We start from the raw sequence: 14,876 nt of genomic DNA on the forward strand, positions 1-14,876 counted from the left end.
TGAGGAAAATCATCCCAATAAAGCAAAGCATCTTCAGACTATATATAAGCATAAAAGCTATAAACAATAATACGTATATTATGGGAGGTGTTTTATATGGACGGTAAAAAAAATAAAAAAACAGAACAACTGGAATCCTTCACCCGTGAGAATGAAGGAAAGAGAATGACGACAAATACAGGTGTTACAATTTCAAATGATGAAAATACTTTAAACGCTGGTGATCGTGGTCCTACCCTTCTAGAAGATTTCCTGATGCGAGAAAAGCTTGCTCATTTTGACCGTGAACGAATTCCTGAAAGAGTCGTTCACGCACGTGGATACGGTGCACATGGTATGTTCGAGCTATATGAATCTTTAGAAGAGCTAACAATGGCCCACTTTTTACAAGACCCTTCAAAAAAAACACCCCTTTTCGTTCGCTTCTCTGAAGTAGCTGGATCAAAAGGGGCGAATGAAACAAATCGAGATGTACGAGGGTTCGCCGTTAAATTTTATACAGAAGAAGGAAATTTTGATTTAGTAGGAAACAATATTCCTATTTTTTTCATTCAAGATGGCATTAAATTCCCTGATCTTATTCACGCCCTTAAACCTGAGCCGCATAATGAGATTCCGCAGGGACAAACAGCACATGATACATTTTGGGACTTCATCGCCAATAACCAAGAATCCGCAGCGATGATGATGTGGATTATGTCTGATCGTGCCATTCCAAGAAGTTTTCGAATGATGCAAGGATTTGGCGTTCATACATTCCGCTTAGTGAATAAGAACGGAAAATCACGATTCGTAAAATTTCACTGGAAGCCGAAGCTCGGCATTCACTCATTAATTTGGGATGAAGCTCAAAAATTAGGCGGCGCCGATCCAGATTACCATCGCCGTGATTTATGGGAAAATATTAATGCTGGAAACTATCCTGAGTACGAACTTGGCATTCAAATTTTAGAAGAAGATGATGAATTCAAATACGATTTCGATATATTAGATGCGACGAAAATTTGGCCTGAAGAAGATTTTCCCGTTAAAATCATCGGAAAAATGACATTAAATCGCAACGTCGATAATGTATTCGCGGAAACGGAACAAGTCGCACTTCATCCTGGAAGTATCGTCCGTGGTATTGATTTTACAAATGATCCGCTCTTACAAGGTAGGCTCTTTTCTTATACAGACACTCAATTGGCACGCGTCGGTACAAATTATCAAGAATTACCGATTAACCGTCCGATATGCCCATTTCATAACAATCAAAGAGATGGTGCATCTAAATATATAATCGATAAAGGAAAAATTGCTTACCATAATAATTCCTTAGCAAATAACACTCCTTACACTGTCCCCGGTACAAAGGGTGGGTTTGTTACATATCCTTCTACTGTATCAGGTCATAAAATGAGAGAGACAGCTGCCAGTTTCAAAGACCATTTTTCTCAAGCACGTTTATTTTGGAATAGTATGAGTAACGTCGAAAAGGTTCATATTATGCAAGCCTTCTCCTTTGAATTAGGAAAAGTAAACAGTAAATCGGTACGCCAACAAGTCGTAAATATGATTGCACATATTAGTACTGAATTAGCTACGTTAGTCGCTGAAGCGGTCGGAGCAAAAGTCCCAAATATTCAAGAATCCAGCGTTACGGAATCATCGCCAGCACTCAGTATGGCCAATACGACATTTAGTCCTAATACATTACGAGTAGGTATCATTGTTGCAAATGGATATGACGGACAAAACGCGCAATATATAATAAATCAATTCAAACAAGTTGGGCTGCAGCCGGTCATTGTTTCCGAACGATTAGGTATTGTGCAAGGAACGCAAAATGTACGTTGGGACGTGAATGATACTTTTTTAACAGGATCTCCACTTCTTTATGACGGTCTACTTCTTATTGGAGGAAATCTTGATGAACAGTTTCTTAATAAAGCAAGTTCATTTGTCGTAGAATCATATAATCACTTTAAGCCAATTGGTGCCTTCCAAAATGGATCTACTGTTATTCAATCTTTAAATATTCAAGGAAAACCTGGTGTCTTAGTAGAACAGAGCCCTACGCTCCTGGCGAATGAATTTATTAAAGCTATGACGAAACAACGCTTTTGGGATAGAGCATATGAATAAGTTAGGGGGATAATTTATGTTTGTTACTGTCGAGAAAGATGTGCATATTTTTGTGCAAGACGTTAACCCCGGACCCGGTAGTAAAACCGTGTTCTTCGTCCATGGCTGGCCTTTAAATCATCAAATGTACCAATATCAACTCAATGTGTTACCACAGCACGGTTTCCGCTGTATCGCTATGGATATACGCGGAAACGGACAATCTGATAAACCATGGACTGGTTACACATACGATCGTTTAGCAGACGATATCGCCATTGTCCTAGAAGCACTTCAAGTAGAAAATGCTACATTAGTCGGTTTTTCAGTAGGTGGCGCTCTTTCTATTCGTTACATGTCTCGCTACAATGGTCAGCGCATTTCTAAACTTGTATTAGTCGATGCTGTTTCCCCCTCTTTCGTCAAAAATCAAGAATCTCCCTACGGTGTCCCAAAAGAACAAGCAGATACCCTCATTAATCAAATGTATGCCAATATGCCAAAATTTTTAAATGATGTGTCTTTATCATTTTTTAATAGAAACTTAGGATCTGCTACGTTAGAATGGTTTTCTTATCTCGGTATGCAGTCTGCTTCCTACGCTCTCATCAAAATATTGCAAGCTGCCGCAAATGAAGATGTAACGAAAGATTTAAGTAAAATTAACGTCCCAACAAAAATATTCCACGGTGTTCACGATCAACTGATCCCTTACAAAAGTGCTGAACTCACGCAAAAGCGGATTAAAAATTCTCAGTTACATCCTCTTACAAATAGCGGTCACGGCTCTCCAATCGATCAAGCGGATGAATTAAATGCAGAACTTATAAAGTTTTTGCATTCATAAAAATCTATGCCAAACCATTTCGATAGGAACGCAATTTTGAAATGATTAAAATTCACATATTTCTCACAAATCAATCAATAAAACGATTACATTTTCATTTATACTACATGTACAGGTAATACTCCCTAAACCCAGCTTGTCTGGTTACCCCGTTAAATACTATAAAAAAAGAACTTGTATCGTTATACAAGTTCTTTTTGTTTTTCTATTTAAAAAGTATATCTTTACTATACTGCTTTCCAGCAAGTAAATCATATTGGATCATTTTATATTGCTCTAACATTTCTTTTTGTTTCTTTGTTAAATCTGTTATCTCTTCTCCATCTTTATTAACCTTTAACTCATCTTTAAGGACTGGTATTTCTTTATGCATTTCCGATAAAAATTGATAGAACGGTGATTTATTTATCCCTGCATAATCCAAGACAAGATTAGAAAAATAGATTGGACTTACTAAACCTAAATTATCATTTGGCAAATCGAAATTTGCATACATTAACAATGGCGTTTCTGACATAGCTAATCTTTCATTTAGAGTTTCTTCATTCTCTATATATCCAGCTTCTTCATAGATAGCTTTATTTACCCCTAATATTGGTAAGTGATCTCCAAAGAAAACCAATATAGTAGGCCTTTCTAGCTCTTGAATTTGTTCTACTAAATATTTTAGAGCCTCATCAGAACGACGTACACCCTCAGTATATGTTTCTAATTCTGCTTTCGATCCCTCTTCTGTTAATCCGCTAATTTCTATTTGCTTCTCTTCAAATCGTCCTGGATTGAATGGGAAATGATTTTGCATCGTAACTGCATGAATAAACGTAGGTTGCTGTCTCTTATTCAATTCCTCTATTATTTCTTTACTAATAGATACATCGCTAATATAATCCCCATCTACCTCTATGTTGTTCATTGTATCTTCTGCGTTGAAATTATCAATTCCTAAAACATTATATACATCATCCCGCTTATAAAATGATCTTCCATAAGCATGAATTGCATTCGTATAATAGCCATGTTTTTTCAATTCACTTGCGATAGACGGAATTTCTCTCTGTCCTGTCACCGCTTGTTGATATGGTATAGAACCTTGCTTTAAAAAGCTCATTGAATAGCTCGTTAACGCTTCAAATTCTGTATTCGCTGTGTTTCCCCCGAATACAGGAGATACTGTTTGTCCACCCGGAAAATTCTCAATATAGTGATGTAAATTCGGCATCGGATCCTCGCTAAATGAAAGATTCATTAGCTTTGTTGGATCCCAAAAAGCTTCACTCATGAAAAATATAATATTTGGCTTCTCGGTCTTTTCTTTTTTCCCTACATTGTTTCCATATTGTTTCTTTATATTATTTGAAATTTGTAGCATATTTTCTTTTGAATATTCTTCTGGCTTCTCAATGACAGTTGTGTCTAAGTTACTGACAAATCCCAAAACAAAACCATTATCACCATAGTTTACATTTTGATTCCAAGCCACGAAGGTTACCCCATATTTTTGCAATACATTACTCATAAATGTATTAGGATAATTACTATATGCATACACCATAAACGTAGAAGCACATATTAAAATAATTCTCGTAATTATATTAGGCTTTATAACTGGAATATGCTTTCGTATATACATCACTAAATATACAAGCAGAGCAATCCCAAATATCCCCAAAAATATAGTCCACCAACTAAAATAGTCCATAACCATTGGTATAACGGACTGCATTTGAGTAATCTGTGTGAAATCAGACGGATAGAATGGATCTCCTCTAAAAATAAGTTTAAAATGGTTCACAATCCCAAAGATAGTTAGCACCAAACTTGTTATCGTGACACTCAAAAAGATTCGCCCGAGCAAACTGTACACAAAAACATATATCATATAAATAAATAATAAGCTTAATATATACTGTCCGTATCGCTGGTAAACCCAGTTATTAACTAATACAAGGCTCATATTCTCCTGTATCATGATATACATCCAATTCATTGTATGAGCAATTAAAAATAATAAGACGTAAGCTTGAATGGCCGGCCTAAGCTTATGACTGATGCCTTTATTTAAATGAATGATGTATAGTAGTACACTCCACAAAACGATAATGAGTATACTTAGCTGTATTTTCCCATTAAAAAACTCTTTAGTTCTCTCGAATTCGAAAGATCTTAACATAACAAAAAACAGCGTTTCTAAACAAATCGCCCACATTCCACTAAGAATGATAGAAATTAATAGGTTCTTCCTCGACTCCTGAGGAGAAAAACTAAGATAAAATTCATCTCTTCTTCGTTGTTGTGTTAAAAAATCAAAACGCAATTTATTCCCTCTTTCCTTTACCCCTTCGTCTCGCATCCACAAACATATTGTCCTATACAAAATACCATATTTGTATGCAGCTAGTCTCCCTATGTGCTTTTAATATACACATGTATTCTTAATTTCCCCTTAAAAATACAATGAAACTTTAATGAATCCGCGCCATTTAAGATTGAACGGGATAAACCTTCTTCGCTCTATATTCTAACAGCATAAATGAACTATACTTCACAAAATTATTACCATACGAAAAGAACCTACCAACACTGATAGGTTCTCCTTCATTCTAACAGACATGAGCATATGTATTATATAAGAGAATACATCCATACTTTCCATATAATACATACAAGTACGATAACTACAAAATCAAAAAGATCTAATCTTGGGCCCTTCTTCATATTCATCTCTAGCCATATATGAATCCATTTTATTTTTGTATATTTTTGAATGTTTTTCTTTGCAAATCGATAAACGAGTACTTGCATAATAAAAAATCCGACTACGAAAATGAACAAGAAAATGAGAAAATCGACCACAAAATTCCTCCCTATTTTTGCAGCGATTTTTCTACTATTTGATTTCTCAAAACCCACTCTTCAAATTGAGCACTTCCAAATTCCCAGCTAAGATCACGAGCATGTACAGAAAAAACGAAATAACCAGCATATTCATCCATAAATCTACCTGTCTCGATCTCACCTTTCTGAAGACCATATGCTCGAAAATTAAAATACACATCCCACACGTCTTCATTCTTCCGCTTATAAGCAATCGATTCCATATCACATTCTGTTCCGAAATAATCAAGATGTAAATGTACGCTATCATCATATTCGTAATCCATTTTATCACCCCTTATATTTGTACTTCTTTATCACCAAAAAAATTCCTGCTATCTACACTCACATATGGGCACTTACCTACATATCATGCTTGTAGAGTGACTTCTAGGAGGTGTCATATAGTGAAAAAATTTATAGCTGTTTTTTGCATCATGTTACTAGCTGTTTTCACATTTGCTGCTTGCAGTAGTAAAAAGGAAGGTACGAAAGAACAAACGCAAAACATTCGCATCGGCGAAGTTACCCATTCTCTCTTCTACGCCCCGTTATATGTCGGGATTGAAAAAGGATTTTTTAAAGATGAGGGATTAAACATTGACCTCCAAACAACAGCTGGCGGAGATAAAACGATGACCGCCCTATTATCTGGCGGAATTGATATTGCTCTCGTTGGTTCTGAAACGTCTATTTATGTTCATCAACAAGGTGCAAAAGACCCTGTCATTAACTTCGCACAACTTACACAAACAGACGGAACATTTTTAGTTTCGCGTAAAAAATTAGATTCTTTTAATTGGAATGACGTAAAAGGTGTTACGTTTTTAGGACAGCGTAAAGGCGGCATGCCACAAATGGTTGGAGAATACGTTTTAAAGAAAAATGGCATTGACCCTCACAAAGATACAAACTTAATTCAAAACATCGAATTTGCTAACATTGCAAGTGCCTTTGCATCTGGTACTGGGGAATTTGTACAGCTCTTTGAACCGACTGCAAGTATATTCGAAAAAGAAGGAAAAGGGTTTATCGTCGCTTCGTTCGGAAATGAATCTGGAACTGTTCCGTATACAACGTTCATGGCAAAAGAAAGCTTCTTAAAGAAAGATAAAGATGCTGCTGAAAAATTCACACGTGCGCTCTATAAAGCACAACAATGGGTTGATACACATAGTCCAGAAGAGATTGCTGATGTCGTTTCTCCGTTATTTAAAGACACTTCAAAGGACATTACAGTAAAAGTAATTGAACGTTATAAAAAGCAACATTCTTATGCGACAAATCCGCTATTAGATGCTGAAGAATGGAAACAGCTCCAAACGATTATGAAAGAAGCTGGCGAATTACAAAAAGAAGTTCCACATGAAGCGCTCGTCAATACAAAAATTGCCGAAAGCGTTATTAAGAAATAGAGGCGAAGTGTATGAGCTTTTTACAAATACGTAACGTTTCTCACTGCTTTTTCGCAAAAGAGAAGGCTAAATTGATTCTCGAAGACATGAGTTTACAAGTGGAAGAAGGCGAATTTATTTCTATACTCGGTCCAAGTGGTTGCGGCAAAACAACACTCCTCTCCATTATTGCTGGACTGCTTGATCCAATTGAAGGCATCGTCTTTTTAGATGGTGAGCCCATTACAACGAAAACTTCATCTATGGGGTACATGTTGCAGCAAGATTACTTGTTCCCTTGGAAAACAATTGAAGAGAATATTATGCTTGGACTTCACACCCGAAAAATGTACAATGAACAGACGAAAGAACATACTTTACAACTTTTAAAACAAGTCGGTCTACATGATGTAGAAGAGCAATACCCTCGTGAACTGTCAGGCGGTATGCGTCAACGTGCCGCTCTCGTTCGAACGTTAGCGACCAATCCGAAAATTTTGTTGCTAGATGAACCATTCTCGGCGCTCGATTATCAAACGAAGTTGAAACTAGAAGATCTCGTTTTCAGCTTACTACGCAAATATAAGAAAACTTCACTACTCGTGACACATGATATTGAAGAAGCCATTGCGATGAGTGATCGTATTTATTTACTACAAGCGAATCCTGGAAAAATTGCAAAAACATTTATCGTCCCAGAAAGCATCCGTTCCTTATCACCGTTAGAATCACGCCACCACCATGACTTCCCATCCCTCTTCCAAGATATATGGAAGGAGCTGGAGCGACTTGGATAATATAAAACAACTACATGAACAGTTTCAGAAAAAAGAACGCAAGCGTGCATGGTTAGCACGCTCTTTACAGCTTTTACTGCTCATTCTTTTCTTTTCACTATGGGAAATAGCTAGCAAAAAAGAGTGGATTGATCCTTTACTCTTTAGCTCTCCTTCAAGCATTTGGGATCTCTTCCTTAGTAAATGGATTGACGGTTCGCTTTGGGTTCACATATGGACGACATTACTTGAAACAGGAGTAGGCTTCATTCTTGGAACAGTGCTCGGCGCTATTATCGCTACCTTTCTTTGGTGGATGCCACTTCTCGCTCGCGTGCTCGACCCCTATCTCGTTGTCCTAAACGCCATGCCAAAAGTGGCACTTGGACCTATTATCATTGTAATCTTCGGTCCAAATATTTCTTCGTCGATTGCAATGGGGGTAATCATTTCCATCATCATTACCATTCTCGTTATTTACAGCGCATTTCAAGAAGTCGATTCTAACTATATAAAAGTAATGGACACATTTGGCGCAAATAAATGGCAATGTTATAAGCAAGTAGTTCTCCCTGCATCCTTCCCAGCAATTATTTCAACGTTAAAAGTGAACGTTGGTTTATCATGGGTCGGTGTTATATTCGGTGAACTTCTCGTCTCTAAGCAAGGTCTTGGTTACTTAATTAGCTACGGGTTCCAAGTATTTAATTTCACGCTCGTCTTACTGAGCGTACTACTCACCTGTGTCCTCGCAACACTTATGTATGTGTTTGTTGAGGCATTCGAAAAACTTCTAATTGGAAAACGAAAAAGAAGCTGACTTAGGGCGATAGACTATAGTCAGCTTCTTTCTTTACTTTTTATCACACAGCTTTGTTTCATTTGTCACGTTACCATTCGCAACCGTAACTGTATGGAAACAATCTTTCACACGTACTGTAACGACATTTTCTTTTCGATCTATTACATGATAATCATCATACTTTTTATTTAATGCACTACGAATTTGCTCTCCTTCAAAAATCGGAAAACCGTGAGACATTACCCAAATGAGACCAGCAACCGCAAGAATCGTTTTCATACGTTTCATTACCTCCTTGAGAGTAAACTTATAGTCCCTACAATATGCGCTTTATAATTGTGTCTAATTTGTGACATTTTTATACTAATTCTCTTTTAAAGCCTCAGTTCCTTCTTCTTTTTATAAAAAGACAGAATTTTCAATTTTATCAACAAAAAAAACGCAAAGAACTAAAATTCTTTACGTTTTCTTGGCTAATATATATAACTTGCATTAGTGTCCACTTTGTTGTTCTATCGTTTTCGAAACATCATATAATCCCGTCAACACTTCCGCCCTCATTTTTACAAGCTCAGGGAACTGATAGAAGAACGCAATTTTTTTATACTTTAACTCCGATCCTTCTTTCACCTTTTTGGAATCTTGTAAAATAAACGCTGTAAACGTATCTGCAATATCTTCCGCTACATTTGTCGTTCCATACTGTGATACAAACTCATCATGCCTTTCTTTAAAAAATTCAATTTGAGTTTCTTCACTTTCTTCTACTTTCTTTTCTGTCCACTCCTGCTCAATAGGCTTCCAGAAAGAGTTATAAAATTGATTAATATAAGATTTTCCCCTCGCACATCCCTCTTGTAAGAAAAGCGTTTCACATTTATTTCGGTACGTTGCAATATCTTTATCTTCTTCAAAATCCTTTACATAGTTTTCATCTACTGGTATTTGCTTATGCCCGAGCGTCAACACGTGAGCCGTCTCATGAATTAATGTTTTCATCACTTCATCGATATTTACCGCAGAATCAAGCGTATCTAAGCTAAGAACCCAATCTTTCGGATTCTCCATACTAGGCATAACGTGGGCAACAACACCGTCATAACCATCCGTTATTAGATCAAATTCTGTTATATTCTCGCGATATTTAGCCGGAATGAGCGTACGATACATATCCCATAAGTCTTCATGATAACCTCTATCTTGACGCTGTTGTAGCACCTCTTCTTTCGCTTCTTTATCTTCAGCGAATACTTTATTTAAACGTTTCCGTTCTATTTTTTCAAAATAAGGATCTACAATTTCATCACCATCAATATAATAAGAAGCTAAAAAGAAATAACTTTCATCATCGTCTTTCTTCTGCTCTGCCTCTTTCATATTCGCACTTTCATGCTCTTCTATATCATAATCTTCTACTGCTTCAAGCTCAGATAATCCATCTATTTTTTCATATACTTTTTGAAGTTTCTTATCTCCTATTTCCACGCATTCTTCTTCTGTTTTACAAATTTCTTTTTCTTTCACACTCTTCATAGAACTATCGCATCCTGCTAGTAAGCCGATTGCAACGATACCCCCTACTAACTTGCCATACAGTCTCTTCATACAATCCTCCATTATTCCATTCTACAAAAATATAATAATCTCTTTTTAACGAATATGCGATAATTAATTATATAAACTGTAAGGAGGTTTCCCATGATTCGAGCAGTGTTATTCGACTTAGATGGAACTTTATTAGATCGGTGCCAATCTCTAGAACAATTTATTCATGATCAATATAATCGCTTTTCCTTTCACTTAATGAACATAGAAAAATCCGAGTATTGTTCTCGATTTCTCGAACTAGATAATAATGGCTATACGTGGAAGGATACAGTATATGCTACTCTCCTTTCCGAATACAACATTACCACTTTAACACCAGAGCAACTGCTGCACGACTACATTACAAATTTTCAACATCATTGTATCCCTTTCCAAAACATGCATGAATTACTTCAACGTTTAACACAAAAAAATATTAAAATTGGTATTATTACAAACGGCTTTACTGACTTTCAAATGAACAATCTTCGCGCACTAAACATACATACGTATACAAATACAATTCTCGTTTCCGAAGCGGAAGGAATTAAAAAACTGCATCCTGAAATTTTCGAACGAGCTTTAAAAAAGCTAGATGTTAAGGCAGAAGAATGTCTTTACGTTGGGGATCATCCTGAAAATGATGTACTTGGTTCTGAACAAGTAGGGATTCTTGGTGTGTGGAAGAGAGATTCATTTTGGGATGACTTTGAGCATCCACGTGTAGTGAACGATTTGTTAGAGGTGCTTTCGTTTTTAGAGGTGAAGATGAAAACAATATGATAGTACAGGGGATTTTATTAGCGATATGGCAAGAAATATTAACTTATCAACAAAAAATCATAAGGGGAGGCCGTTATTCAAAAACGCCTCCCCTTCCTTTATGATTCATATACTGTAAACTGCGGTTTACTCGGATGATCTTTAACTTGCGCATCATCTGGAAACTTTGACACTTTTTGATATAAGGCAATGTCACCGATGCAACCTGCTGTTAGTAAAATCCCTAAAAATGAGATGGATTGCACATTCGTAGCTAATCCAATTACAATTGGTAAAATTCCAGTCGGTAAAAACGGCAACATTAATACTTTCTTCATTTGCTTTACTGTAATTTCTTTTTTAGAATGAGCGTATGCTACACCTAATTTCCAATTAACGCCCCATTTCAGTTCACTCCACGGAACGCCTCCGATATAGCGAAACCCTATTAAATGTATCGCTTCATGAATACAAACGAGAACAATCATTGCGATAATAAAAAGAAACAAGGTTGGTAACGTAATTTCAACTTGAATCCCGCCTGAAAGAAGTGAATGTAAAAAACTAACTCCAATCGCCAGAGCGAATGCTATACAACATGAATAGAAATTTAATTTAAACATCGAAACAGTAACAGTCGTTTCTTTTCTTTTATCCATCTTTCCCCTCCTAAAATGTAAATATATCTTTACAAAATTGTATAATATACCCAAAAATACATAAAGATATATTTACATTTATTTTTACGCAAAAAAAGAAATCGGCCACTTTACTTCGTAAAACAGCCGATTTCTTCTATATGTTTCATCGTACGCGCCAATACATCGTCGCGCATTATAAAGCTAAATTTTCTATCCGTTTTAATGTTATCAGGAATGTCTGTTAATAAAACAGATCCTTTCGTTTCTTCGTAATGCGTATGTTCTTCTACCGCACTAATCGTTGCAAAATAAATGTTTTTAATGATTATTTTGTCTTTTCCAGATACTTTATATTGTCCTAAGTAAGTTAAATCAGAAACTATGCCGCCGGTTTCTTCATGAACCTCTCGAACTGCCGCTTCTTCCGGTGTTTCCCCTAGTTCTACTTTACCACCTGGAAATTCAAGACCGCGACGTAAATGATGCGTTAATAACCATTGATCCCCGTACCGGCATACAACCCAAACATGCTTTGGCTCAGGAGAAAATGGATAACGTTCAAACGATAATTGTACAGTGTTGTGGTAATAATCTTTAAATTTGTACATGCCATTACTCCCCTATTGATGGTTACAAGTTTTTCCTACCACAAATTGTAGCATATTCTCGCTTTTCTGCATAATATTATCCAATTACAATCCATTGATTATTCCCATTTGCGCGACTAATTCTTTCGTCTCATGATTTCCTAAATCGTAAATCATTTTATATGCTTTTTGTAGTTGTTCATCATATCGGTCATTATTTGAATCGTGATGATACTCAACAAATGGAACGTGAGAACGTACAAATGAACCTAAATCCTCTACATATGCTTGATCAAAGTACTCTCTTAACTCCGTAATTTCCTCATCACTTGCGGAAATCTCAAAATTATACGTATCTGCCGTCTTCACTTGTGAAATTTGACCGTTTCCTATTGATATATAATATGTTTTTTTCTGCTCCATGTAACACCCTTCTTTCATCCTTTTAATTTCTATTGTTTTCATCAATTACAAAATTATGTAAAATAAAGAAAAGGAGGGATTCCATGTTCAAAATATTAATTATCGGTATTATCATCGTCCTAGTCATACTAGTACTCTCCGTCATGACGATTAATAAAGGATACGCTTATAAACATTCTGTTGATAAGCCAGAAGATAACCCTTATACAAAAAATAATAAGGAAGGTTCATAATACGCGTCATATACTACTTATTTTAACCCACATCATATCCAGCATTCGTTTACTGGCAGTTCAACATAAATTTCTACTACTTTCACAATTTCTATTAGGGACTTTACTATCCCTCATTGCCCTTAAACAAATAAAGAAAAAAGATTCAAGAATCGGATTTATTTAGATTTTCCTCATCATTAGCTATATAAAATAACAGGGGGGATATATATGCTAAAAGGATTACAGATTACTTTTGCACTCATTGCATTATGTATAGTAATCTATGGATATTTTACTGGTAATAGAGAAATGATGCCTTATATGTTCATTTTCTTAGGGTTGATGGCTTTCACTATAGGACTAGAAGAAATAAAAAAAGATAGAAAATCTAGTGGTATATTTGCTTTCATAGCTGGAGCTGGTGCTTTATTTCTTAGCTTCTCAGAACTATTCCGATAAATAGTCTATTTAAAAGGGGGATTTCCATGCTAACTGGATTACGGATTGTTTTAGGACTTCTCACGCTTCTCATAGTCTCGCTTTGCACTTATGCTCTTATTACCGATAATTTCACACTTCTCCCCTACACGCAATTCATCCTTAGTTGTTCATTTATTCTTCTAGGGATTAACGAACTGAAATCCGGACGAAAATCAATGAGTATTCCGTTTTTTTTCGTTTCTAGTCTTATATTCTTCTTTCTCATATCTAACTACTTTCGCTACATGTAGAATGAAATTCCAATCAATTTAGCATTTATAATTATTTTCTTTCTACTAAGGAAGGCTAAAATGCATATTAGACAAATACAACTCATCATCGTTTTTATTACTTTGATTTTATGTTTATACAGCACATTTACAATGAACTTTCAAATCTTTTCACCTATCATTTTGTTCCTCTTTAGTTTATATGACATTTTAGTAGGAATTGAGACGATTCAAAAACAGCAAAAGCAAATTGGAGTCATTAGCATCGGTTTAAGTTTTTTTATAATTGTTTTTGTTATTCCATTTATAATGTTCTTTTAAAAAAGGATTATATGTTTAAAAACATACGAGTTATACTCGCAACGATTGCCCTCATCCTCGCTATATTTAGCCTCTTTGCAAATATCCCTATACTTTTGTCATTCGTATTCATCCTTTTTGGAATTGATGAAATAAAGAAACAGGAAAAAGCATTTGTTTATTTTCTCGGTTCTGTCTTTGTTTTATATGTTGGGGTGTCTAGTATACTTTCATAACAAAAGAACATGGTCGCTCTTAACAAATAAAAAAACTGCCCTTTCACAGGCAGTTTTTCTTTTTATCCAAACACTTTCTCAAGTTCATCTTTATCTTGGCTTAACCAGAAGTTCATTAAGCGTTGTGCTCCTTCTAAGTCGTGAAGCTTCGCTTGGCCACATTGTGTTTCATTTGCAGCTGGAATTTCTGTAATTTGAACTGCATCTTTTAATGTTAGTTCTAATAAATCAATGATTTCTCGAACTGTTGGTGTTCCGCTTACTACAAGATAATATCCTGTTTGGCAGCCCATTGGTGAAATATCGATAATATCAAAATGCGGATAACGATCAATATATTTACGTAAATTAAATGCTAATAAATGTTCTAACGTATGAATAACATCTGGTTTCATTGCTTGTTTATTTGGTTGGCAAAAACGAATATCAAATTTATTTACAATACCGTCACTACCTACGTTGTGAACTCCGCAATGTCTTACATAAGGCGCCTTTACAATCGTATGATCTAATTCAAAGCTTTCTACTGATGGCATACAACATCTCTCCCGCTTTTAATTTAATTCCGTTATATCCAATATGATATAACGGAAATCAACATTAGTAAAGTATTATG

At 35.6% G+C, this 14,876-nt stretch carries 19 protein-coding genes; 10 read left to right on the plus strand and 9 right to left on the minus strand.

Annotated features, from left to right (window positions below; genetic code table 11):
- Window positions 1-96 precede the first annotated feature (96 nt).
- Window positions 97-2,127 carry a catalase gene (locus tag KZZ19_RS23350; protein WP_237981528.1) on the plus strand — a complete coding sequence of 677 codons (2,031 nt, stop codon included), beginning with the start codon at window positions 97-99 and terminating at the stop codon, window positions 2,125-2,127.
- A 16-nt stretch (window positions 2,128-2,143) separates the two neighbouring features.
- Window positions 2,144-2,953: an alpha/beta fold hydrolase gene (locus tag KZZ19_RS23355; protein WP_088098104.1), complete on the plus strand. Its 810-nt coding sequence runs from the start codon at window positions 2,144-2,146 to the stop codon at window positions 2,951-2,953.
- Window positions 2,954-3,158: 205 nt separating this feature from the next.
- Here KZZ19_RS23355 and KZZ19_RS23360 read toward each other — a convergent pair whose 3' ends face one another.
- From KZZ19_RS23360 to KZZ19_RS23370, 3 genes are all read right to left on the minus strand, one after another.
- On the minus strand, window positions 3,159-5,303 hold the full coding sequence (locus KZZ19_RS23360; RefSeq protein ID WP_237981563.1) for an LTA synthase family protein: 2,145 nt from the start codon (window positions 5,301-5,303) through the stop codon (window positions 3,159-3,161).
- Window positions 5,304-5,575: 272 nt separating this feature from the next.
- Window positions 5,576-5,806, minus strand: a complete 231-nt coding sequence (locus KZZ19_RS23365) for a hypothetical protein (protein WP_237981527.1) — start codon at window positions 5,804-5,806, stop codon at window positions 5,576-5,578.
- Window positions 5,807-5,817: 11 nt separating this feature from the next.
- Window positions 5,818-6,114 carry a DUF3986 family protein gene (locus KZZ19_RS23370; RefSeq protein WP_237981526.1) on the minus strand — a complete coding sequence of 99 codons (297 nt, stop codon included), beginning with the start codon at window positions 6,112-6,114 and terminating at the stop codon, window positions 5,818-5,820.
- Between the two features lie 120 nt (window positions 6,115-6,234).
- Here KZZ19_RS23370 and KZZ19_RS23375 point away from each other — a divergent pair, with 120 nt between their 5' ends.
- Genes KZZ19_RS23375 through KZZ19_RS23385 form a run of 3 tightly spaced genes read left to right on the plus strand, consistent with a single transcriptional unit; the run spans window position 6,235 to window position 8,817 of the window.
- Complete coding sequence (locus tag KZZ19_RS23375; protein WP_237981525.1) at window positions 6,235-7,242, plus strand: ABC transporter substrate-binding protein; 1,008 nt, start codon at window positions 6,235-6,237, stop codon at window positions 7,240-7,242.
- A gap of 11 nt (window positions 7,243-7,253) precedes the next feature.
- Window positions 7,254-8,018, plus strand: coding sequence for an ABC transporter ATP-binding protein (locus tag KZZ19_RS23380; protein ID WP_237981524.1), 765 nt, complete (start codon window positions 7,254-7,256; stop codon window positions 8,016-8,018).
- Window positions 8,011-8,817: an ABC transporter permease gene (locus KZZ19_RS23385; RefSeq protein WP_088064640.1), complete on the plus strand. Its 807-nt coding sequence runs from the start codon at window positions 8,011-8,013 to the stop codon at window positions 8,815-8,817. Before KZZ19_RS23380 ends, KZZ19_RS23385 begins: the two co-directional genes overlap by 8 nt.
- Window positions 8,818-8,850: 33 nt before the next feature.
- Here KZZ19_RS23385 and KZZ19_RS23390 read toward each other — a convergent pair whose 3' ends face one another.
- Complete coding sequence (locus KZZ19_RS23390; protein ID WP_088098109.1) at window positions 8,851-9,078, minus strand: hypothetical protein; 228 nt, start codon at window positions 9,076-9,078, stop codon at window positions 8,851-8,853.
- 213 nt (window positions 9,079-9,291) lie between these two features.
- Window positions 9,292-10,416 (minus strand): recombinase family protein, encoded by a 1,125-nt coding sequence (locus KZZ19_RS23395; RefSeq protein ID WP_237981523.1) that lies wholly within the window; start codon window positions 10,414-10,416, stop codon window positions 9,292-9,294.
- A gap of 81 nt (window positions 10,417-10,497) precedes the next feature.
- Here KZZ19_RS23395 and KZZ19_RS23400 point away from each other — a divergent pair, with 81 nt between their 5' ends.
- Entirely contained in the window at window positions 10,498-11,169 is a 672-nt protein-coding gene (locus KZZ19_RS23400) for an HAD family hydrolase (RefSeq protein ID WP_237981522.1), read from the plus strand.
- 98 nt (window positions 11,170-11,267) lie between these two features.
- Here the strand turns inward: KZZ19_RS23400 and KZZ19_RS23405 are convergent, their stop codons facing one another.
- From KZZ19_RS23405 to KZZ19_RS23415, 3 genes are all read right to left on the minus strand, one after another.
- Window positions 11,268-11,807 carry a DUF3267 domain-containing protein gene (locus tag KZZ19_RS23405; protein WP_237981521.1) on the minus strand — a complete coding sequence of 180 codons (540 nt, stop codon included), beginning with the start codon at window positions 11,805-11,807 and terminating at the stop codon, window positions 11,268-11,270.
- Between the two features lie 110 nt (window positions 11,808-11,917).
- Complete coding sequence (mutTA, locus tag KZZ19_RS23410; RefSeq protein ID WP_000276386.1) at window positions 11,918-12,397, minus strand: antimutator 8-oxo-(dGTP/GTP)ase; 480 nt, start codon at window positions 12,395-12,397, stop codon at window positions 11,918-11,920.
- A gap of 84 nt (window positions 12,398-12,481) precedes the next feature.
- Complete coding sequence (locus KZZ19_RS23415; protein WP_000435821.1) at window positions 12,482-12,799, minus strand: hypothetical protein; 318 nt, start codon at window positions 12,797-12,799, stop codon at window positions 12,482-12,484.
- A gap of 83 nt (window positions 12,800-12,882) precedes the next feature.
- Between KZZ19_RS23415 and ytzI the strand changes: the two genes are divergently transcribed.
- The 4 genes from ytzI to KZZ19_RS23435 all read left to right on the plus strand — a co-directional run bounded on the left by ytzI (window position 12,883) and on the right by KZZ19_RS23435 (window position 14,260).
- Entirely contained in the window at window positions 12,883-13,032 is a 150-nt protein-coding gene (gene ytzI / locus KZZ19_RS23420) for a YtzI protein (RefSeq protein WP_237981520.1), read from the plus strand.
- Window positions 13,033-13,242: 210 nt separating this feature from the next.
- Window positions 13,243-13,473: a YczI family protein gene (locus KZZ19_RS23425; protein ID WP_237981519.1), complete on the plus strand. Its 231-nt coding sequence runs from the start codon at window positions 13,243-13,245 to the stop codon at window positions 13,471-13,473.
- A gap of 332 nt (window positions 13,474-13,805) precedes the next feature.
- Window positions 13,806-14,045: a hypothetical protein gene (locus tag KZZ19_RS23430; RefSeq protein ID WP_237981518.1), complete on the plus strand. Its 240-nt coding sequence runs from the start codon at window positions 13,806-13,808 to the stop codon at window positions 14,043-14,045.
- An 11-nt stretch (window positions 14,046-14,056) separates the two neighbouring features.
- Window positions 14,057-14,260: a DUF3953 domain-containing protein gene (locus tag KZZ19_RS23435; protein ID WP_237981517.1), complete on the plus strand. Its 204-nt coding sequence runs from the start codon at window positions 14,057-14,059 to the stop codon at window positions 14,258-14,260.
- Window positions 14,261-14,322: 62 nt separating this feature from the next.
- On the opposite strand, the gene luxS is transcribed toward KZZ19_RS23435, so the two are convergent.
- Window positions 14,323-14,796 carry an S-ribosylhomocysteine lyase LuxS gene (gene luxS, locus KZZ19_RS23440; protein WP_001141371.1) on the minus strand — a complete coding sequence of 158 codons (474 nt, stop codon included), beginning with the start codon at window positions 14,794-14,796 and terminating at the stop codon, window positions 14,323-14,325.
- Between the last annotated feature and the right edge of the window lie 80 nt (window positions 14,797-14,876).

This window comes from Bacillus thuringiensis (genome assembly GCF_022095615.2).
Classification (GTDB): domain Bacteria; phylum Bacillota; class Bacilli; order Bacillales; family Bacillaceae_G; genus Bacillus_A; species Bacillus_A cereus_AG.